The following is an 18168-nucleotide window of genomic DNA, read 5'->3' on the forward strand; positions in this document are numbered from 1 at the left end:
GGCGCGACGCGCGTGGAGGATCGGAACATCGGGCGATCGCACCCACCCGCGGGAGGCGGGTGGGTGCGACCGTCCACCTCTTGAGGGACGCCCGCGTGACGTGCCGTCGTCGCCGGGCCGGCGACGACGACCGTCTATCGTCGTGGGGGTGCGGTTGACCCTGGCGGTGGAGCAGTGGCGAAGCGGTGAGCGCTTCGTGTCGGGCCTCGAGGGGCGACCCTCGCTGCGCGCGGAGGAGGTCGTGGACGCGACCGTCGCCGAGCTGCGGCGCCGGCTGGGCGGGGCGTTCACCGCGTCCGAGCTGGTCGACCTCTACGAGTCGGGGACGGGCTGGGCGCTCGACCTCGCCTCACGGGTCGCCCCGGCCGACCCGGACGCGTGGGACTCCCGCGTCACCGACGCCGCGTTCCTGCGCTACCTGGGCCAGGCCCAGGACTGGGGCGGCGGACGTCTCGTGTACCGCACCGAGAACTGAGGGCGCGCCGGGGGAGCGAGGCCCGACGGGCGCGGCGGTTCCGATCCGCGACGGGGTTGCGGAGGGACGGTCCCGGGGGGCCCGCCCGCGCACCGTGGCGCGACCGGGGGAGAGGGGCGCCGCGATGCGGCGCCCCGGGTGGCGCGGGGAGGCCCCGCGCCGCGCGGCCTAGGCCTCGCCGCCGCCGGCGCGGCGGATGATGATCTGGTCGTCCTCAATGACGACCTCGACCGGGCGGTGACCGGCCCAGTGCTCGGCGTAGACCGCGGAGTCGGCGATCGCGGGGTCGAGCCAGAGGCCGTAGCCCTCGTCACCGTGGTCGAACGTGCCCTCGAAGGCGGTCGTGCTCGAGCCCGTGCGGCGACGGCGGCGGCCACCGCGGCGGCGGCGCGGGCCGTCGTCCTCGGCGTCCTCGTCGTCCCCGCCACCCTCGGCGGCGCGCTTCTCCGCGGCGGCAGCGGCCTCGGCGGCGCGCTTCTCGGCGGCGGCGGCCTCCTCGGCGGCGAGACGCTCGGCCTCGGCCTTGCGCTCGGCCTCGGCGGCCTCGAGCTCGGCGGCGATCTGCGCGTCGTCCTCCGCACGGAGGTCGACGTCCTCGGGCGCGACCGCACCCTGCGGGTCGTCGGGCGAGGCGGCGGTCAGCTCGTTCTTGTCCTTGAACTCCGCGATCTCGGGGCCCGTGACCTCGAGCTGGTGCGCGATCCACGCGTCGGTGCGGCCCTGGCGGACCCAGGTCCGGATCTGATTCAGGTGGGGTCGAAGCGAACGACGTGCCATGTAGCAGCGCAATCTACCGCCCACGCCTTCCCTCCTGCGTGGCGGCCGTACGCCCCGGGGTGCAAACGCGCCGCGTGGGCAGAGGGCCCGGGGCGCCGCAGCCCCTCGCTCAGGCGAAGACGAGCGCGAGCGCCCGGAACATCACGAGCGTCACGAGGATGGCCGTGAAGGTCAGCATCCCCAGCAGCAGCAGGTAGCGCAGGGCGCGGCGCCGCTTGACCGCGTCGAACTCGCGCATGGCCTCACGCCGCTCGACCTCGCGCAGCATGCGCTCCCGCTGGCGCTGGGCCAGTTGGGTCTCGCGCGCGAGACGCCGCTCGAGCTCGTCGAGGGAACCGGGCTGGCGTTGACGGGCAGCGCTCACTCCTTCGAGCGTAGCCCATCCCCGCAGACGCCCCACAGCCCGACGCGCCGCCCCTCCGCGCGACGCTGCAGCCGCCGGAGGCGCGGGCCGTCCGCACCGTTCGGGGCGATCGTGAGCACGCGGCCGAGGCCCTCGGCCACCAGCCGCTCGCTCAGGGACCGCCGCCAGCCGTCGGGCACCAGGGCGGCCAGCACGCGCCCGTAGGGATCCACGCGCTCGCGGTCGAACCGCAGCCGCACCCGTCGCCCCGTCGCCCACCCGCGGTTGGCGTGGGACGCCGCAGGGCCGAAGCACTCCACGGGCTTGTCGGGGTGCACGGACTCCGGCGTGTCGACCCCCAGGTAGCGGACGGTGACCCGGGCGGGGCCGGCGTCATCGCGGAACGCGATGACGGCCGTGTCGCCGTCGATCGTGCGCACCACCCGCGCGCGGGCCGATGGGCGGGTGAGCGCGGCGGCGGCCCGCGCGGCCGCGCCGTCGCGGTCCGGGGCCGGCCCGCCGGCGCGAGCTACGGCCCAGCCGCCGGCGATCGCCGCCAGCGCGAGCACGAGAACGGGCGGCGGACCGGGGCGGGGCGGGCGTCCCGGCGCGCGGGGGTGGGGCGGCGGTCCGGGCACGGAGTCGGTGTACCGCGTGAGGTCCCGGTCTCCGCGGGGCGGCGCGGGGCCGGCACGCGCCCGGCACGGATGCGGCACGGGCCGCGGCGGATCCGGCGCGTCGTGGTGGTCCGACGACGGGTTCGCCCGCCGCGATTGGGGTACCATCGCCGCCTCGCCGCCTCGATCCACGTGTCGCCGGATCCGGAGCCCGAGGACCACCCGAGAAGCCCGCGCCGGAGCACTCCGCGCGCCGGGCCGTCGGGGACCGAAAGCAACCGCGAAGGACCACCATGGCTGTACAGACCGCATCGACGATCGACCGCGTCACGGAGCTGCTCGGGGACGACGCCGAGTCGCTGCTCGGGCACACCTCGAAGACCATCGACGCCGCCGACCTGCACCTGCCGGGCCCGGACTTCGTCGACCGGATCTACTCGGCCACGGACCGCAACAACCGCGTGCTGGGCAACCTGCAGCGGATCTTCGACCACGGCCGCCTCGGCGGTACGGGCTACGTCTCGATCCTCCCGGTCGACCAGGGGATCGAGCACTCGGGCGCCGCGAGCTTCGCGCCGAACCCGCGGTACTTCGACCCGCAGCGCATCGTCGAGCTCGCGATCGAGGGTGGCTGCAACGCCGTCGCCTCGACGCTCGGCGTCCTCGGCGCCGTGTCCCGCACGCACGCGCACAAGATCCCGTTCGTGGTGAAGATCAACCACAACGAGTTCCTCTCGCTGCCCGAGACCTACGACCAGATCATGTTCTCGTCGGTGCAGCGGGCCTACGACCTCGGCGCCGCCGCGGTCGGCGCGACGATCTACTTCGGCTCCCCCGAGTCCGACCGCCAGATCATCGAGGTCTCCCGCGCGTTCGAGGAGGCCCACCGCCTCGGCATGGCGACCATCCTCTGGTGCTACCTCCGCAACCCGGCCTTCAAGGTCGACGGCGTGGACTACCACACGGCCGCGGACCTCACGGGCCAGGCCAACCACCTCGGCGTGACGATCCAGGCCGACATCATCAAGCAGAAGCTGCCGGAGAACAACGGCGGCTTCAACGCCATCAAGGTCGGCAAGACCAACAAGCTCGTCTACAGCGAGCTGACGTCGGACAACCCGATCGACCTGACCCGCTACCAGCTGGCCAACTGCTACATGGGCCGCGCGGGGCTCATCAACTCCGGCGGTGCGTTCGCGGGCGACAGCGACCTGGCCGAGGCCGTCCGCACGGCGGTCATCAACAAGCGCGCCGGCGGTACCGGACTGATCTCCGGACGCAAGGCGTTCCAGCGTCCGCTCGCCGACGGCATCGCCCTCCTGCAGGCCATTCAGGACGTCTATCTGGACCCGCAGATCACGATCGCCTGATCGGGTGTCCCCCCGCGCTCGTCATCGGCCTACAATCGGTCTCTGATGGCGGGCGCGGCTGAGCTGTTCACGGTATGCCGCAGCTGCGGACAGCAGGTCAGCTCGTTCGTGACCGAGTGTCCGTACTGCGGAACGCGCCTGCGCCAGCGGGCGCCGAGGCTCGACCGCAAGGACGGCGACCTCGAGGCGCTCCTGCGCGCCCCGGCCGCCGAGCCCGACCGCACCCTGCAGCCGGTGGACGGGGAGGACGACAACGTCGTCCCGCTCAAGACCCGGCGCCGCCGCCCCCTCTCCTCGCGTGGCACGAAGCGCACCACGCCGCGCAAGCCGACCACGGCACGGACCCCGAAGCGGGGCCGGCTCGCCGGCCTGGGCTCGGACGGGCGCCCGTGGGTGACGATCGCGATCGTCGTCCTGTCGATGGTCAGCCTGCCGCTGCAGGGCTTCGTCAGCCCCCTCGACCTCGTCCTGCGCGACGGCGTTCCCGCCTGGCACGCGCTCACCGGCGCCCTGACGTACGTCACGGGCACGACGTGGCACGCGCTGGCGGTGCTCACCACCTTCGGCGTCTTCGGCTGGCTGTGGGAGCGGCGGGCCGGTGCCCTGGGCGCGCTCGTCGTCCTCGTGGCCTTCCTCGTGGCGGGCGTCGGCGGCGTGCTCGCCGACCAGGCGCTGGACGCCAACCCCGCCTCCGCCGGCGCCGCGGGGGCCGCGGTCGCCCTGGCCACCGCGTGGATCGTCACCGAGATCCGCGCTCGTGCGCGGAAGGAGTCGATCGACGGCGACCTCGCCGGCGCCGCCGTCCTGCTGCTCGTGCCGGTCGCCACCACGATCATCACCCCGACGGGCGCGCCCGTCGGGCTGGCGATCGGCGTGCTGCTCGGCGGTCTCATGGGCCTCGCGCTCGACGCCGCCCGCCGCTGAGGTCCGGCCGCTCCAGCGGGATCCCTCGCCGAGGCCCCGGCTGCCCCGGGCCGCCGACCGGCCCGCGTATGCTCCGGGACGTGACCGAACGTCCCTACACCGCAGAGCAGGTGGACGCCGCGGTCCGCGAGATCAGCGAGCCCGGCCGGCTGCGTCGCGCCGAGGAGATCGTGACCCACGCGGTCCCGAACCTGGAGCGGATCATCGACGGCGCCCTCCACGACGGGGGCTGGTTCAGCCAGGGCCACGAGGCGCAGGTGAACCAGGTCTCCGCCGAGCCGGATCCCGCCCTGCGCGAGGCCCGGCTGCACGGGCTGCTCGCCGACGAGACCCGGCTGAGCATGCTCGTCGGCGTGACCGTCGGCATCGCGCTGGCCCGCGAGCTCGCCGAGCCCGGAACCGCCGCCCGCGAGGCCGAAGACCCCACCGACCCGAACGAGGAGACCCCCGCATGACCACCCTCACCTTCCTGGGCCAGTCCGCCGTGCTGCTCGAGGCCGACGGCCGTCACCTGCTCGTCGACCCCTTCCTGAGCGGCAACCCGAAGGCGAACGCGTCGCCCGACGAGGTGCCGGCGGACCTCATCCTGCTCACCCACGGGCACGGCGACCACCTGGGCGACACCGTCGCGATCGCCAAGCGCACGGGCGCGCCGGTCGTCGCGATCGTCGAGCTCGCGAACGAGCTGGCGGAGGAGGGGGTCGAGGTCGTCGACCTCAACCTCGGCGGCACCCACGAGTTCGAGGGCGGCTGGGTCCGCATGGTTCCGGCCTGGCACACGGGCACGTCCCCGGCCGGCACGGTCCACACGCCCGCCGGCCTCGTCATCCACTTCGGTGGCCGCACGATCTACCACCTCGGCGACACGGCGCTCTTCAGCGACCTGGCGCTGCCGGCGAAGCGCAACGCGATCGACGTGGCGCTGATCCCGATCGGCGGTCACTACACGATGGATCGCCACGATGCGGTCGAGGCAGCCCGTCTCGTCGGCGCCCCGCACGTGGTGCCGGTGCACTACGACACGTTCCCGCCGATCGAGACGGACGCCGAGGCGTTCAAGCGCGACGTCGAGGATCAGGGCGTCGGCGCGGTGACCGTGCTCCCCGTCGACGGCTCGATGGAGCTCTAGGCCCGTGGCGACCTCGACGGCCATCGTGCTCCTGCAGGCCGACCGTCGGTTCCTCGGCGACCTCGGCGAGCGGCTCGCCGACGTCGACGGGGTGGCCGAGGTCTACTCCGTGACGGGCGACTGGGACTTCGTGGCGATCATCCGCCTGAACCGGCCCGAGGACCTCGCGCGCGTCGTGACCACCGGCATCGCCCGCCAGGAGGGCGTGGAGCGCACCCAGACCCTGATGGCGTTCGAGGCGTTCTCGAAGCACGACCTCGACGCCTTCTTCGACGTCGGCGGCTGAGCCCGCCCGCGCCGGCGACCGGCCCGCGTCCGCGGGGTGCGGGCCGGCGCGGCGAGGCGGGCGGCGCCCGGGCGCCGGGCGCGTCGGCGGCGGGCGTCGGTCGGTACGCTCGCCTGCGTGCCGATCGCGCGCCCTGAGTACGGACCGTCGCTTCCCGAGATCGCGGGGCCGCGGTTCCGCCGCCTGCCGCGAGCGGTCCGCTGGGCGGTCTACGCGTTGCCCGTCGTGCTGGTGCTGCTCGTGGCCGGCGTCGCCTGGGCGCGCTCGACCCCGCTCACGCAGGCGATCGTCCGGGGACCCCTGACCTTCAACACCCGCTACGACTCGCGCGTCGAGCGCGTGACGGCCGGCCCCGGCGAGCTGCTGCACCTGCGCACGAAGCCCGGTCCCGGGCGCGGCGAGGAGCACCTCGTGTTCCGCGACGCCGGGCCCGCGCCGACGCGCCCCGAACCCGCCGGCGGCCCGATCGCCCAGCTCGCCCTGCGCATGTACGCGGTGATGGCGCCCCTGCGGGCGGAGCTGCAGGACAGCGGGTTCCAGGTCCGCTCGCAGGGCCGTGCGAGCGTCGGCCGCGAGTACGCCGGTTGGCTCACCCGCTACCAGTTCCGCCGCGACGGCAAGACGTGGTTCGGCGTGCGGGTGCTGCTGCTCCCGGACGAGGCCGGCACCCGCGAGCGCGTGCTCGACATGTCGCTCCAGAGCCAGTCCTCGAAGGTCGTGTCGAACATCTCCGAGGCCGGCGGCAACGGCCCGATGCGCACGCCCTTCTACGGCGTGGCGTTCGGCACCGAGAAGCCGTAGCGCTAGCGCTGCTTCGGCGCCGTCGCCGACTTCGGCGCCGTCGCCGTCTTCGGCGCCTTCGTCGACCGGGGGATCGTCAGCGTGGGCATCTGGCCCGCGGCGCCCGGGGTGGCCTTCGGCGCCGGCGGGGTCGGGGCCGTGGCGCCCGGCGTCGGGACGGGCGCGGGCGGCTGGGTGGGCGTCGGGGCGGGCACGACGGGGGCGGGCGCGGGGGTCGTCGTCGGCGCGGCCGGCAGCGTCACGGTCTCCTCGCCGGCGTCGACGGGCGGGGCCGTCGTCGTGGGGACCGGGGTCGCCGGCGGGGTCGGCGTCGTGGTGCCCGGCAGGGGGGCCGTGGTGACGGTGGACGGCGTCGTGGCCGCCGGACGCGGACCCGTCGTGGTCGAGGCGGCCGTCGTCGTCGCGGTCGCCGTCGCCGTCGTCGCGGCCGCGCGGGTCTCGGCGGTCGTGGTCGCGGCCGTGACCGTGGCCGCGGCGGCGGTGAGGCCACCCGAGGCGCGGGCGGGCTGCGGGGCCGTGGTCGTCCGCGGCGTCGTGGCGAGACGCACGGCGGGCGGCGCGACCGGAGCCGCGGCGCGGGCGGGCGCGGCGATGTTCAGCGCGTCGGGGGCGTTGCCGTAGCGGGAGCGGGCCTGGTCGACCTCCACCGCGCCGGCCGTGACGATCGCCGCGGCGGCCAGGCCGGCCGCGGTCTTCGACGCCAGCGCGCTCACGCCGGTCGTCAGCACGCCGCCGGTGACGGAACCGACGGCTACGGAACCGGCCGCGGCGCCGCCCGAGGCCCCGGCGCCCGCGGTGACGTGCGCGAGAACCTTCTTGAGGATGATGAGCGGGCCGATCGGGAAGATCGCCTGCATCGTGCGGTTGTTCGCCTTGAGGTGCGTCTGGAACGCGGCGCAGCGCTCGCACTCCTTCACGTGCCGGCGGACCGGGGGAGAGACGCGCGCGAGGGTCTCGGAGACCTCGCCGAGCTCCAGGCGGACCTCCTCGCAGGTGAGGTTGCGGGCCTCGGAGGCCTCGGCGAGTGCGACGCGGGCGCGGACCAGGAGCGACTTGACGCTGGGCACCGTGGTGTCCATCGCCTCCGCGATCTGGTCGTAGGAGAGCGCGTCGATCTCGCGCAGCAGGAGCGCGGTGCGCTGGGTCTCCGGCAGGGCCTTCACGTCGCCGAGGAGCTCGCGGAACTCCTCGCGGCGGTGGGCGGTGTCGGCCGCGGAGATCCCGTGGTCCGCCACACGGTCGTCGAGCGTGTCGACGCCGATGGGCTGGATCTTTCGCAGGTGGTTCAGGCACCGGTTGCGGGCGATCCGGTAGAGCCATGGGCGGACGTTGATCGCCCGGTCGTCGCCGATGATCGCGTTGAACGCGTTGGCGAAGACCTCCTGCAGCACGTCCTCCGCGTCCTCGCGGCTGCCGAGCATGTGCCGGCAGAAGGAGAGCAGGCGCGCCTGGTAGCGCTGCACGAGCGTCTCGTAGGCCGCCTGATTGCCGCGCCGCGTGAGCGTGACGAGGCGCTCGTCACCCTGCAGGCGCAGGAGCGTCGAGGGGCCACGAAGGGCGGGGGCGGTGTCGAGTGCGGAGACTTCCATGGTGGGGGGGGAACGGCGGGGGGAGAGCACCGGTCCTGGGGTGAGGAACCCGGCCGGACCGGCGAAGTTGCGGTCCCTCTACCCCGCGGGGCGGATCGGCGTACGCGCGACCGACATCCACGGTAGCGCCACCGCCTAAAGCTGCCCTGCGTCCGCGGGGCGGCGGTCTGGATGCCCGGGCCGGATGCGAACGACGGTAGGACGGTGCGGTCGACGGCGGGCCGAGGGGACGACCCCCGTCCTGGGAGAATGGGGTGCGTGCGCCCGTTGCACGAGCTGCACCGCCGCCTCGGCGAGCGGTACCCCACCGTGGCCGTCGTCCTGGTCCTCGCCCAGGCGCACGTCGTCGTTCTCGCGTCCGTCCTGATCCTGACGCGCTTCCTGCGGCTGCCGACGGACGCGTGGTTCGTGCTGATCGGCGCCTCGCAGGCGCTGACGCTCGCGGAGAACGTGCTCGTGATGGCGACGGCCTACGCGTACCTGCGGCCCGTGCGGTCGTGGCAGCGCGGGGTGGCCGCGGGGGCGGACCGGGCGGAGGGTGCCACGGAGGCCTGGCGGGCCCTCACCCGCCTGCCGCTGCGCCTGGTGGGCGCCGGGGCCGCCGCGCGGACGCTCGTCTGGGCGGTCGTCATGGTGGCGTCGATCTGCCTCGTGGCCGACCTGGCGCTGTGGCCCAGCGGGGTGGTGCTCGCGCTCGCGGCCTCGCTCGTGCTGCTGGCCGGCGTGCTCATCCGCTACCTCGAGATCGAGCTCGTGCTGCGCCCGGTGATCGAGGACGTCGCCCCGGGCCTGGACGACGACGCCGAGCTGGACCAGTCCCTCTCGCTCCGCTGGCGCCTGCTGGCGGGGGTGCCGCTGATCACCGTGCTGACCAGTGGCGTGGTGGCGAGCTTCAGCACGGACAACCAGGGACTCTCCGACCTGGGCATCGGCATCGCGATCTCGCTGGCGACGAGCGGCACGATCGCCCTGGGCCTCGGCGCGCTGCTCACCCGCAGCTTCATCGCCCCGATCTCCGAGCTGCAGGCCGCGACGGAGGCCGTGACCCGCGGTGACCTCGACCACCGCGTCCCGGTGCTGGGCGGCGACGAGATCGGCCGTCTCGCGCGGCAGATCAACATCGGGCTGCGGGGTCTGCGCGAGCGGGACAAGCTGCAGGAGGCGCTCGGCACCTACGTCGACCCGGCGGTCGCCAGCCGCGTGCTCGACGAGGGCCCCCAGCTCGTCGGCGACGTGCGCGAGGTGACCGTCGCGTTCATCGACATCCGCGGCTTCACGTCGTTCGCGGAGCAGGCGACGCCGACCGAGGTCTTCGCCATGCTCAACGAGTTCTACGGCGTGGTCGTGCCCGTCATCGAGAAATACGGCGGCCACGCGAACACGTTCCAGGGCGACGGCCTGCTCGCCGTCTTCGGCGCCCCGACCGAGCTCGAGGACCACGCCGACCGCGCCGTCACGGCCGCGATCGAGGTCGCCCGCGCCGTCCGCCAGCACTTCGGCGGCGACCTCCGCGTGGGCATCGGCGTGAACTCCGGACCGGTCGTCGCCGGGACCATCGGCGGCGGCAACCGCGCGGCCTTCACCGTCATCGGCGACCCCGTCAACACCGCCAGCCGCGTCGAGGCGATCACCCGGCAGACGGGCGACGTCGTGCTGCTGACGGAGGAGACGCGGCGACGGCTGAAGCGCGACCACGGCACGATCTCCGCCCGCCCGCCGGCGCCCGTGCGCGGCAAGCGCGTCCCCGTGCGCCTGCACTCGCCGCTGCTCGGCGGGCGCGTCGAGGAGCCGCCCGGCGGGCTCGAGGACGGCCTCGGGCGGCTGCTCGACCGGCCGGATCCGCCGGGCAGCCGGCGGTAGGCCGAGGCCCGGGAGGGAGCCGGGGCGCGGCCCGCCCGGCGACCCGGCCGGCCGGTCTGACGCCGCGGCGGGGCGGGGGAGGGGGCTTAGAAGTCGCCGGTCGCCGCGGCGGCGATCGCGCCGCGGAGGATGTCGTGCTCCGAGACCTCGCACTCGTCCACACCGAACGTGCGCAGGGCGACGGACAGGAGCACGCAGCCGGGGACGATCGTGACGGCGCGGTCGGGGTGCAGGCCCTTGACCTCGCGCCGCTCGTCCTCGGTCATCTGCGCCAGGCGCGCGGTGAGCCCCTCGACGTCGGCCAGCGACAGGCGCGAGCCGTGGACCTTCTCCGGGTCGTAGGGCTCGAGCTCCTGGAGGATCGCGGCGCAGGTCGTGGCCGTGCCGGCGACGGCGATCACGGTGCCGACGCTCGCGCGGACGTCGGCGGGGATGGCCGCGTCGTAGATGCCGCGGGCGTCCTCGGCGATCGCGACGAGCTCGTCGTGCTGCGGCGGGTCGTTGCGGACGTGGCGCTCGGACTGCCGCACGACGCCGGCCTGCGTAGAGACGCTGAACTCGGCCGCGCCGTCGTGGCCGACGATGAACTCCGTCGACCCGCCGCCGATGTCGACGACGGCCACGGGACGCTCCTCGTGGGGCCGGCCGCCCGTGGCGCCGCGGAAGGTCAGGGCGGCCTCGCGCTCGCCCGGGATCGTCTGCGCGTCGATGCCGAACTCGTCCCGGACGGTGGCGGTGAACTCCGCCCCGTTCTCGGCGTCGCGGACGGCGCTCGTGAGCACGCCGACGGCGCGCTCCACCCGGTGCTCGTCGAGCAGGCCGCGGATCACGCCCAGCTCGGCGGTCACCCGGTCGATCGCGGCGGGGTCGAGCCGCCCCGTGCGGTCGACGCCCGTGCCCAGGCGCGTGACCGTGGCGCGACGGACGAGCTCCGTGAGGTGCCCATGCTCGTCGAGGTCGGCGATCAGCAGGCGGGTCGAGTTCGAACCCATGTCGACGGCGGCGAGGCGCATGCGCGCAGGCTATCCGGGGCGTGCCCCTCCCGGCGCGCGGCCGGGCGGAGGCGCCCGCGGGGCGGGGTCGGGCGGGCGCGCCAGGCGCTCGGAGCCTGCGTGCGCCGTCCGGCCGAGGCCCAAAGGCCGTCGTGCGCCGCGTCAGACGGAGCGTCAATGCACCACGTTCAACCATGGTCGATCATGCGCGAACGTTCGACCGACCCCGGTCGTTCGGGGGGGTCGTAGGATCAACCATTCCCCGCGGGCGTCATACCGCGGGTAGGATGGGCCGTCCTGCGGCTCCCTCGCCGCTCCCGATCCCCTCTCTCCTCCGATGTCGAAGCCCTCCGTCACCACCTCGCTGCCCACCGCCAAGTCCGCCCGCAAGGCGGTGGTGAAGGCGGGTGCCAAGGCCGGCGAGGCCGCGAGTCGCGCCACCCGGCAGGCCCGCGCCACGAAGGGCCGGCCGCGCGCCGCGCACCTGGGTCCGGAGCGCCGACGCCCGATGATCCTCGACGCCGCGTTCGGCGTGTTCCTGGAGAAGGGCTACGAGGGCGCATCGATGGAGGAGATCGCCCGCCGCGCCGGCGTCTCGAAGCCGGTCGTCTACAGCTCGTTCGCGGGCAAGGACGCCCTCTTCGGCGAGCTGCTGCGCCGCGAGGAGGAGCGGATCCTCCAGGCCATCGCCGCCGCCGTGCCGGCCGAGCTGGACGAGGACGACCTCGAGCCGCTCATCGCCCGCGCGCTGACCGCCTTCCTCGAGGCCGTCGTCGAGTCGCCCGAGTCGTTCCAGGTCGTCTTCCTCGGTGCCGGCGGCGCCGACGCCGCGATCACCCGCCGCGTCCAGCGCGGCCGCGAGAACCAGATCGACACGATCTCGCAGCTCGCCCAGCGCTGGATCGACCGCCAGGGCCTGCCGAACGCCGAGGACCAGGGGCGCCTGCACGGCTACCTCTTCGTGGGCATGGCCGAGAACGCCGCCCGCGCCCTCGTCGCCGAGCCCGACCGCTGGACCCCCTCGGTCCTGGCCGAGCAGATCGCTCGCATGATCATGAGCGACGCCCGCCTGGCCCTGGGCAAGGGCGTCGCGGCGGACTGAGTCGTCAGGCCTTTGGGGGGCAGCGACCGGGCGTAGATGAGCCCGCGCTCCACCCAGGCCTCGAGCTCGTCGCGCGTGTCCACCGCCTCCGGGGCCACCCGCACCCAGCCGCCGAGGGCCTTCCCGCGCATCTCGAACGGCTCGACGCCCTCGAGCGCCAGCAGCCCGGGGCCGTCCGCGGGATCGATCCGCACCATCAGGCCGCCCGCGCCGCTGACCGCCACCGCCATCGCACCGCCCGCCAGGAACGCGAGTCCGCCGAACATGCGCCGCTCGTCGATGTCGAACGCGTCGTCGAGCAGCACGCGGATGCGGACGGCCAGCTCCTCGTCGTACGCCATGGCGCGAGACTACGTGCGGATGCGGACGGCGTCCGCCCGTGGAGCCCGCGCCGACGGTCGTCGCGGATGCCGAACCGGACCGCTGACCGCACGGCACGAAAAGCGATCGGTCGCTATTGTTCTCAGTCCGCCGCGGGGTGGAGCAGTCAGGTAGCTCGTCGGGCTCATAACCCGAAGGTCGCAGGTTCGAATCCTGCCCCCGCTACTCCAGAGCAGTACCGAAGGCCCTCCTCACGGAGGGCCTTCGTCGTTCCCGGGAAGCGGTGCGTGCCGACGGTGGTCGCGATCACGCTGCTGGGTGACCAGCGTGCCCCCGAACCCGGTCTCCGCCGGTCTGACGCTGCCCGGGGAGATCGACGCGCTGGGGAGGGAAGCCTCGTCGCCGCGCTTCGGACGTTGGAGCGCCGTCTCAGCGACGAGCTGGCCCAGGCCCGGGCTGGTCGGCAGGTGTGGCCCGTGGGTGCCGTGTGCCAGCAGACGGAACGCCGGGGCGATCGAGCCGGTTCTGGGGATGACCTCGCGACCATCCCCGAGGACGCCGACCCCCACCCGGGAATCGGCCGCCTTGCCCATGAGGATGGTGGCCCCGGCGTGAGCCTCTGCGTGAGCCCACTCGTCTCCGCAGCCCTCGACCGCGCCCGCCAACGCCGCGGGACCCGACTGGGCGGCCTGGTGATCGAGCCGGTGCCCTGGACGTCCGAGGTCCGGGGGAGACGCTAGCGCTGGTCCCGTCCGGGCTCGTCAACGTCCTCGACGGACTCCACCGTCCCGGCGGGCGGCGGCTCGTGCTCGAGCTGGATGACCTCGCGGCGGACGGGGACCGTCTTCTCCACCTCGTCCGTGACCATCACCTTCTTGAGCCGCACCCGCTCGGCCGGGCGCATCGGGCCGTCCTTGACGACGACCTCCTCCTCCGAGCGAATCATGGATCCCTCGTCGGCTTCGTTGCGGACGCCGGAACCGGCGTGGCGGTCGGCGTCCGCGCCGCCGTCGGGCGCGACATCCGCATGGGTGCGCTCGGGGGTGCGGCCACCGGCGTTCGCGTCGGCGCGGGCGTCTGCGTCCGCGTGCGTGTGGGAACCCTCGCGGCTGCGCTCGTCCGCGTCGGTGCGGGCGTCGCCGTGGTCCGCCGCGCCGGCGGCGTGGCTCCCGCCGGACGCGCCGGTGCCCGCCGCGTGGGCGTCCCCACCGTCGTAGTAGGCGTAGAGGCGTGCCTCCTCGTCGCGGTCGAGCGCGACGTCCGGGTCGACCCGCGGCGCGTCCTTCACGTGGTCGCGTGCGAACGGGACGTGCAGGTCGCCGTCGTCGGCCGCCGTGACGCGGTCGAGGGGGATCAGGGACTCGCCGCGGCCGAACAGGCCAGTGCGGACGCCGCCCCACGCGGGCCGGTCGGTCTCCTGGTCGAGGTAGACGTCGCCGAGGCTGCCGATCTTCTCTCCGTCGGCGTCGCGGACCGTGCGTCCTCGCCAGTCGAGCGCGGTGTCGATGTCGGGTCCGTTCATAGACGAGGTCTACCCGGAACCGAGTCGGGGTAGACGCCGGTCATGGACACCTGGCTCATCGTGCTCATCGCCGTCGTCGTGGTGCTGCTGCTCCTCGCGCTGCTCTTCGCCCTCCGACGGCGCAGCAGCGGGGCGCGGGCGAACCAGCGTCGGGTGGAGGCGCGCGCCCGTCGTGCCGAGGCGGAGGAGCACGAGACGGCCGCCAGCCGGGAGCTGGAGCGCGCCGAGGAGGAGCGGGCCGTCGCGGAGCGCGAGCGCGCCGAGGCCGAGGCCCACGCGCGCCGCGCCCACGAGGCCGAGGCCGCCGCGGACGACCGTCACCGGCAGGCCGAGGAGGCCCGCGCCACGGCGGAGGAGCACCGCGAGCGCGCCGAGCGGGTCGACCCCGACCGCCGCTGAGCGCCGGCCGGACGAGAGCGCGGCGGGCCCGTCACCGGGCCCGCCGCGGCTCCGGCGTTCGACGGCGGATCCACCCCGACGGGCGATCCGCCCCGCCGCTCAGGCGTTCGGCGGCTCGTTCTGCCGGCCCTTGCCACGCAGCGGACGGGGAACGTCCTTGCCCGCCTGCTTGGCCTCGCCGCGCTGGATCGTCTCGAGCTTCTCCTCGTGGTCGGCGTCACCACCCACGTGGGTGCGCTGCTTCGAGGCGCCGGTGGTCAGGCCCTCGGCGCTCGGCGTGCTGCCGGCATCGCGGGCCTCGCGGGCGGCAGCGCGGCGCTGCTTGTTGTCGCCCTCCATCTGCTTCCCCATAGGCGCCTAGACCGCCGAGCGTCCGCGCGAGCCGGACGTGACGGCGTTGTAGATCACGAGCAGCAGGAAGGCGCCGCCGATCGCGACGAGCCAGGTGCCGAGGCTGAAGAAGCTGCTGATGCCGCCGACGCCGATCGCGGAGGCGATGAGGCCGCCGAGGATGGCGCCGAGGACGCCGACGATGAGGGTGCCGAGCAGCCCGCCGGGCTCGTTGCCCTTGTGCAGCGCCTTGGCGATCGCGCCGGCGATGAGTCCCATGATGATCCAACCGATGATGCCCATTGCTGTTCCTTCTGTTCGGGGGTGAGGACGAGCATGTCGCGGAACCGGGCCAGCTTCGATGGGGTGGAGCGTGCATCCGGGGTCGCTGAGGACCCCATCGGCGCACGGGACGCCGCTCGGGGATCGATCAGGTCGCGGCGCGCCGGGCGCCGCTCAGGGCTCGATCAGGCCGCGGCGGATCGCGTAGCGGGTGAGCTCGACGCGGTCGCGCATCCCGAGCTTGGCGAGGATGTTCGCGCGGTGGCGCTCCACCGTCTTGCGGCTGATGGTCAGCGCCTCGGCGATCTGCTCGTTCGTCCGCGCCTCGGCGATGAGCTTCACCACCTCGAGCTCGCGCGGCGACAGCGGGTCCTCGCGCGGGTCCTCCCCGTGGCGCACGCGGTCCACGTAGTCGCGGACCAGCGCGGTCACCGCGCCCCCGTACACGACCGACTCGCCGCGCATCGTCGCGCGGCAGGCCTCGACGAGCTCGCGGTCGGCCGCCGACTTGAGCACGTAGCCGGCCGCCCCGGCCTTCAGGGCCTCGAAGAAGTACTGCTCGCTGTCGTGCATCGAGAGCATGAGGACCCGCGTCTCGGGGCGGCGCTCGGCGATGTCGCGCGCGGCCGCCAACCCGGTCTTCCGCGGCATGGAGATGTCGAGGACGGCCAGGTCGGCCTGCGTCTGCAGGACGACCTCGACCGCCTCGACGCCGTCCTCGGCCTCGCCGACGACCTCGAAGTCGGGCTGGGCGGCGAACAGCGAGCGCAGCCCGCGGCGCACGATGGTGTGGTCGTCGGCGATCACCAGTCGCGTCTTGAGTGGCGTGGTCATGCGTCCTCCCGCGGGATCCGGAGCAGCACGTCGGTGCCCGCGCCCGGTGCCGACGTGATCTCGACGCTGCCGCGGACGAGCAGGGCGCGCTCGCGCATGCCGCGGATGCCGCCGTGGTCGGGCGGGGCGTCGGCGAGCCCGTGCCCGTCGTCGCGCACCTGCGCGCGCACCTCGCCGGGGGTGGCCTCGACGCGGAGCTCGACGTGCTGCGCGTCGGCGTGCCGGGCCACGTTCGTCAGGGCTTCCTGCACCACGCGGTAGAGCACGAGCTCCTGCTCGGGCGAGAGGCCGTCGAGCTCGGCGGGCAGCTCGCGGGTCGTCGCGACACCGGTGTGCTGGGCGAAGCCCGACGCCAGCGCGGCCAACGCGCTGACCAGGCCCAGATCGTCGAGCGCCTCGGGGCGCAGGTCGCGGACGATGCGGCGGACCTCCTCGATCGAGGTGCGTACCGCCTCGCGGCCCTCCTCGATCGCGGCGGAGGCGTCCCCGGACGACGAGCGGCCCGCCTCGTCGAGCAGCAGCAGCACGCCGGTGAGGACCTGTCCGAGCTCGTCGTGCAGCTCGCGGGCGATCCGCAGCCGCTCGGTCTCCTGGGCCGCCAGCGCGCGGCGTCCGCTCTCGCGGCGCTCCGTCTCGAGCCGGTCGAGCATGCCGTTGAACGCGTCCGCGAGCTCGGCGACGTCGGCGTCGGCGCGCTGCAGCTCGATGCGACGCCCCGGTTCGAGCGGATCGACGCGCTGCATCAGGCGGCGCAGCTCGTCGAGGGGTGCGAACGCCCGCTCCAGCAGGAACAGGTCGAGGAACAGCGTGACCGTGATCGCGGCCACGAGCACGAGCAGCTCGTGGACGGATACGGGCGAGCTGACCGTCGCGGGCGTGAGGACCAGGAAGGCCGACACGCCGATGAGGACCGCCGCGTTCGTGAGGAAGACGCGCCAGCTCAGCACGCGCCGGCCGGCGAGGGCACGTGGGGAGCCGTACCGCTTCGTGGCGGCGGGTGGGGCGGCGGGGGTCTCCGCGGCGTTGACCGGTCGGCGCACGCCGGGGATGTTCGCAGCGGCCCGGGGGTCCGCACATGGGGCCCGGGCCCCATCGTCCGCCACGGGCGGGGCGAGCGCCCGACGGGTGCGGAAGAGCTGCCTCAGTCGATCGCGAGGAACTTGATGTGCACCCGGCTGTCCTCGTCGACGACGTAGACGAAGTGCCCGTCGGGGCCGTGGGCGAGTCCCTCGATGCGGGACTCCTCTCCGAACGCGTTGACGAGCGTCGACTCGACCGCGCCGCCCTCGACGCGGCCACCCAGGGAGAACCGCCAGTGCTCGCTCGTCGCCGCCCGGCCCTCTGGGTGGCACTCCAAGAGCACGCTGGGCTTGTCGACGGCGTCGAGGTTGCCGCAGATCACGTCGAACACGTCGTCGCCGCGGGTGGTCATGGCGCGGATGCCCATCCACTCCCCGGGCGACCCGGGCCCGGTCAGGTGCCACACGCCGGCGACGGTCGGCCACGCCCCCGTGGTGAACAGCTCCGGCACGCCGGCGAGCTCGACGATCACCGGGCCGCCCGCACGCGTCACCGGGAAGCGCAGGCCGACGAGCAGGTTGCCGTTCGGGCGAAACGCCGCGCCCTCGATGTTCAACGGGTGGTCGCCGTCGCGCACCCGTGACGCCCACGCCTTCCCCTTCTTCTCGCCCTTGACGCGGGCCGGCGTGACGAACGCGTCCGTGAGCGCGTCGTGCACCGGGACGAGGACGTCCCCGTGGGCGGCGAGCGCGTCGTTGATCAGGCGGTGCAGGCGGAACTTGTCCCGCACCACGGAGATCGGGAGGGTCGCGTCCGCGATCACCCCGGGGAGGGCGTCCTCGTGCCAGCGGGCGATCCAGTGACGCCCGATCTGCAGGGGGCCCTGCTTGCCGCCGAAGTGCGAACCGAGGGCGTACACCCAGCCGTCGTGGGTGGCGGCCGCCTCGGAGTCGTCCGTCTTGTGGGCATCGGGGCCGCAATCCGTGGGGACGCTGTGGTGCTCCCACTCCTCGTGCAGCTCGGCGCCCACGGGGTGTCCGACGATGCCGACGGCGTCGTCGAGCTGGTCCTCGTCCAGCAGGATCCAGTAGGCCCGATCCCAACCGTGGGCGTCCAGGACGTCCTGGTCGGTGACCGGAAGCATGTCCGATGCCTCGTTGCGGTCCAGGTTGAGGTCGATCCAGTGCACGTGCGG

The 18168-nt window shown here is 74.3% G+C and carries 21 protein-coding genes, 1 tRNA gene and 1 pseudogene; 11 read left to right on the top strand and 12 right to left on the bottom strand.

The features are described from left to right. Nucleotides 1-148: 148 nt before the first annotated feature. Nucleotides 149-475 (top strand): hypothetical protein, encoded by a 327-nt coding sequence (locus F593_RS0114895; RefSeq protein ID WP_022929549.1) that lies wholly within the window; start codon nucleotides 149-151, stop codon nucleotides 473-475. 168 nt (nucleotides 476-643) lie between these two features. Here F593_RS0114895 and F593_RS0114900 read toward each other — a convergent pair whose 3' ends face one another. The 3 genes from F593_RS0114900 to F593_RS29970 form a co-directional block, all read right to left on the bottom strand. Continuing rightward, on the bottom strand, nucleotides 644-1252 hold the full coding sequence (locus tag F593_RS0114900; RefSeq protein ID WP_022929550.1) for a hypothetical protein: 609 nt from the start codon (nucleotides 1250-1252) through the stop codon (nucleotides 644-646). 109 nt (nucleotides 1253-1361) lie between these two features. Continuing rightward, entirely contained in the window at nucleotides 1362-1616 is a 255-nt protein-coding gene (locus tag F593_RS0114905; protein ID WP_022929551.1) for a hypothetical protein, read from the bottom strand. Continuing rightward, on the bottom strand, nucleotides 1613-2233 hold the full coding sequence (locus F593_RS29970) for a thermonuclease family protein (RefSeq protein WP_169449202.1): 621 nt from the start codon (nucleotides 2231-2233) through the stop codon (nucleotides 1613-1615). The genes F593_RS0114905 and F593_RS29970 overlap by 4 nt, the downstream gene beginning before the upstream one ends. Before the next feature lie 272 nt (nucleotides 2234-2505). On the opposite strand from F593_RS29970, the gene F593_RS0114915 reads away from it, so the two are divergent. The 6 genes from F593_RS0114915 (at nucleotide 2506) to F593_RS0114940 (ending at nucleotide 6722) form a co-directional block, all read left to right on the top strand. Next, nucleotides 2506-3582, top strand: coding sequence for a class I fructose-bisphosphate aldolase (locus F593_RS0114915; RefSeq protein WP_022929553.1), 1077 nt, complete (start codon nucleotides 2506-2508; stop codon nucleotides 3580-3582). A 45-nt stretch (nucleotides 3583-3627) separates the two neighbouring features. Continuing rightward, nucleotides 3628-4506 (top strand): rhomboid family intramembrane serine protease, encoded by an 879-nt coding sequence (locus F593_RS0114920; RefSeq protein ID WP_022929554.1) that lies wholly within the window; start codon nucleotides 3628-3630, stop codon nucleotides 4504-4506. An 80-nt stretch (nucleotides 4507-4586) separates the two neighbouring features. Then, nucleotides 4587-4961: a hypothetical protein gene (locus F593_RS0114925; RefSeq protein ID WP_022929555.1), complete on the top strand. Its 375-nt coding sequence runs from the start codon at nucleotides 4587-4589 to the stop codon at nucleotides 4959-4961. Continuing rightward, on the top strand, nucleotides 4958-5635 hold the full coding sequence (locus F593_RS0114930) for a metal-dependent hydrolase (protein ID WP_022929556.1): 678 nt from the start codon (nucleotides 4958-4960) through the stop codon (nucleotides 5633-5635). Before F593_RS0114925 ends, F593_RS0114930 begins: the two co-directional genes overlap by 4 nt. A gap of 4 nt (nucleotides 5636-5639) precedes the next feature. Next, nucleotides 5640-5921: an Lrp/AsnC family transcriptional regulator gene (locus tag F593_RS0114935; protein ID WP_022929557.1), complete on the top strand. Its 282-nt coding sequence runs from the start codon at nucleotides 5640-5642 to the stop codon at nucleotides 5919-5921. Between the two features lie 117 nt (nucleotides 5922-6038). Then, complete coding sequence (locus F593_RS0114940) at nucleotides 6039-6722, top strand: hypothetical protein (RefSeq protein ID WP_022929558.1); 684 nt, start codon at nucleotides 6039-6041, stop codon at nucleotides 6720-6722. 2 nt (nucleotides 6723-6724) lie between these two features. Here F593_RS0114940 and F593_RS28535 read toward each other — a convergent pair whose 3' ends face one another. Further along, nucleotides 6725-8311, bottom strand: a complete 1587-nt coding sequence (locus tag F593_RS28535) for an RNA polymerase sigma factor (RefSeq protein ID WP_051160551.1) — start codon at nucleotides 8309-8311, stop codon at nucleotides 6725-6727. A 258-nt stretch (nucleotides 8312-8569) separates the two neighbouring features. Here F593_RS28535 and F593_RS25625 point away from each other — a divergent pair, with 258 nt between their 5' ends. After that, a complete protein-coding gene (locus tag F593_RS25625) occupies nucleotides 8570-10171 on the top strand; it encodes an adenylate/guanylate cyclase domain-containing protein (RefSeq protein WP_022929560.1) in 1602 nt (533 codons plus the stop codon). A gap of 86 nt (nucleotides 10172-10257) precedes the next feature. On the opposite strand, the gene F593_RS0114955 is transcribed toward F593_RS25625, so the two are convergent. Continuing rightward, on the bottom strand, nucleotides 10258-11184 hold the full coding sequence (locus F593_RS0114955; protein ID WP_022929561.1) for a Ppx/GppA phosphatase family protein: 927 nt from the start codon (nucleotides 11182-11184) through the stop codon (nucleotides 10258-10260). Between the two features lie 316 nt (nucleotides 11185-11500). Between F593_RS0114955 and F593_RS31105 the strand changes: the two genes are divergently transcribed. Beyond that, nucleotides 11501-12265 (top strand): TetR/AcrR family transcriptional regulator, encoded by a 765-nt coding sequence (locus F593_RS31105; RefSeq protein WP_022929562.1) that lies wholly within the window; start codon nucleotides 11501-11503, stop codon nucleotides 12263-12265. Nucleotides 12266-12315: 50 nt separating this feature from the next. Here the strand turns inward: F593_RS31105 and F593_RS31110 are convergent. Continuing rightward, nucleotides 12316-12606 (bottom strand): annotated as a pseudogene (locus tag F593_RS31110) (TfoX/Sxy family protein); the annotation flags it as partial. 131 nt (nucleotides 12607-12737) lie between these two features. On the opposite strand from F593_RS31110, the gene F593_RS0114965 reads away from it, so the two are divergent. Beyond that, nucleotides 12738-12811 (top strand) — tRNA-Met (locus tag F593_RS0114965). 511 nt (nucleotides 12812-13322) lie between these two features. On the opposite strand, the gene F593_RS25635 is transcribed toward F593_RS0114965, so the two are convergent. Then, a complete protein-coding gene (locus F593_RS25635) occupies nucleotides 13323-14108 on the bottom strand; it encodes a PRC-barrel domain-containing protein (RefSeq protein ID WP_022929564.1) in 786 nt (261 codons plus the stop codon). 42 nt (nucleotides 14109-14150) lie between these two features. On the opposite strand from F593_RS25635, the gene F593_RS25640 reads away from it, so the two are divergent. Then, nucleotides 14151-14507: a hypothetical protein gene (locus F593_RS25640; RefSeq protein ID WP_022929565.1), complete on the top strand. Its 357-nt coding sequence runs from the start codon at nucleotides 14151-14153 to the stop codon at nucleotides 14505-14507. A gap of 99 nt (nucleotides 14508-14606) precedes the next feature. Here F593_RS25640 and F593_RS25645 read toward each other — a convergent pair whose 3' ends face one another. The 5 genes from F593_RS25645 to F593_RS0115005 all read right to left on the bottom strand — a co-directional run bounded on the left by F593_RS25645 (nucleotide 14607) and on the right by F593_RS0115005 (nucleotide 18162). Then, the gene (locus F593_RS25645; protein WP_022929566.1) at nucleotides 14607-14858 is read right to left on the bottom strand and encodes a hypothetical protein; all 252 of its coding nucleotides are present in this window, start codon (nucleotides 14856-14858) and stop codon (nucleotides 14607-14609) included. Between the two features lie 6 nt (nucleotides 14859-14864). Then, nucleotides 14865-15140, bottom strand: a complete 276-nt coding sequence (locus tag F593_RS0114990; RefSeq protein WP_022929567.1) for a GlsB/YeaQ/YmgE family stress response membrane protein — start codon at nucleotides 15138-15140, stop codon at nucleotides 14865-14867. A 153-nt stretch (nucleotides 15141-15293) separates the two neighbouring features. Beyond that, a complete protein-coding gene (locus tag F593_RS0114995) occupies nucleotides 15294-15953 on the bottom strand; it encodes a response regulator (RefSeq protein ID WP_022929568.1) in 660 nt (219 codons plus the stop codon). Then, the gene (locus F593_RS0115000) at nucleotides 15950-16993 is read right to left on the bottom strand and encodes a sensor histidine kinase (protein ID WP_022929569.1); all 1044 of its coding nucleotides are present in this window, start codon (nucleotides 16991-16993) and stop codon (nucleotides 15950-15952) included. The genes F593_RS0114995 and F593_RS0115000 overlap by 4 nt, the downstream gene beginning before the upstream one ends. A 101-nt stretch (nucleotides 16994-17094) precedes the next feature. Next, a complete protein-coding gene (locus tag F593_RS0115005) occupies nucleotides 17095-18162 on the bottom strand; it encodes a hypothetical protein (RefSeq protein WP_022929570.1) in 1068 nt (355 codons plus the stop codon). Between the last annotated feature and the right edge of the window lie 6 nt (nucleotides 18163-18168).

It is taken from the genome of Patulibacter americanus DSM 16676 (assembly GCF_000420025.1).
GTDB lineage: Bacteria > Actinomycetota > Thermoleophilia > Solirubrobacterales > Solirubrobacteraceae > Patulibacter > Patulibacter americanus.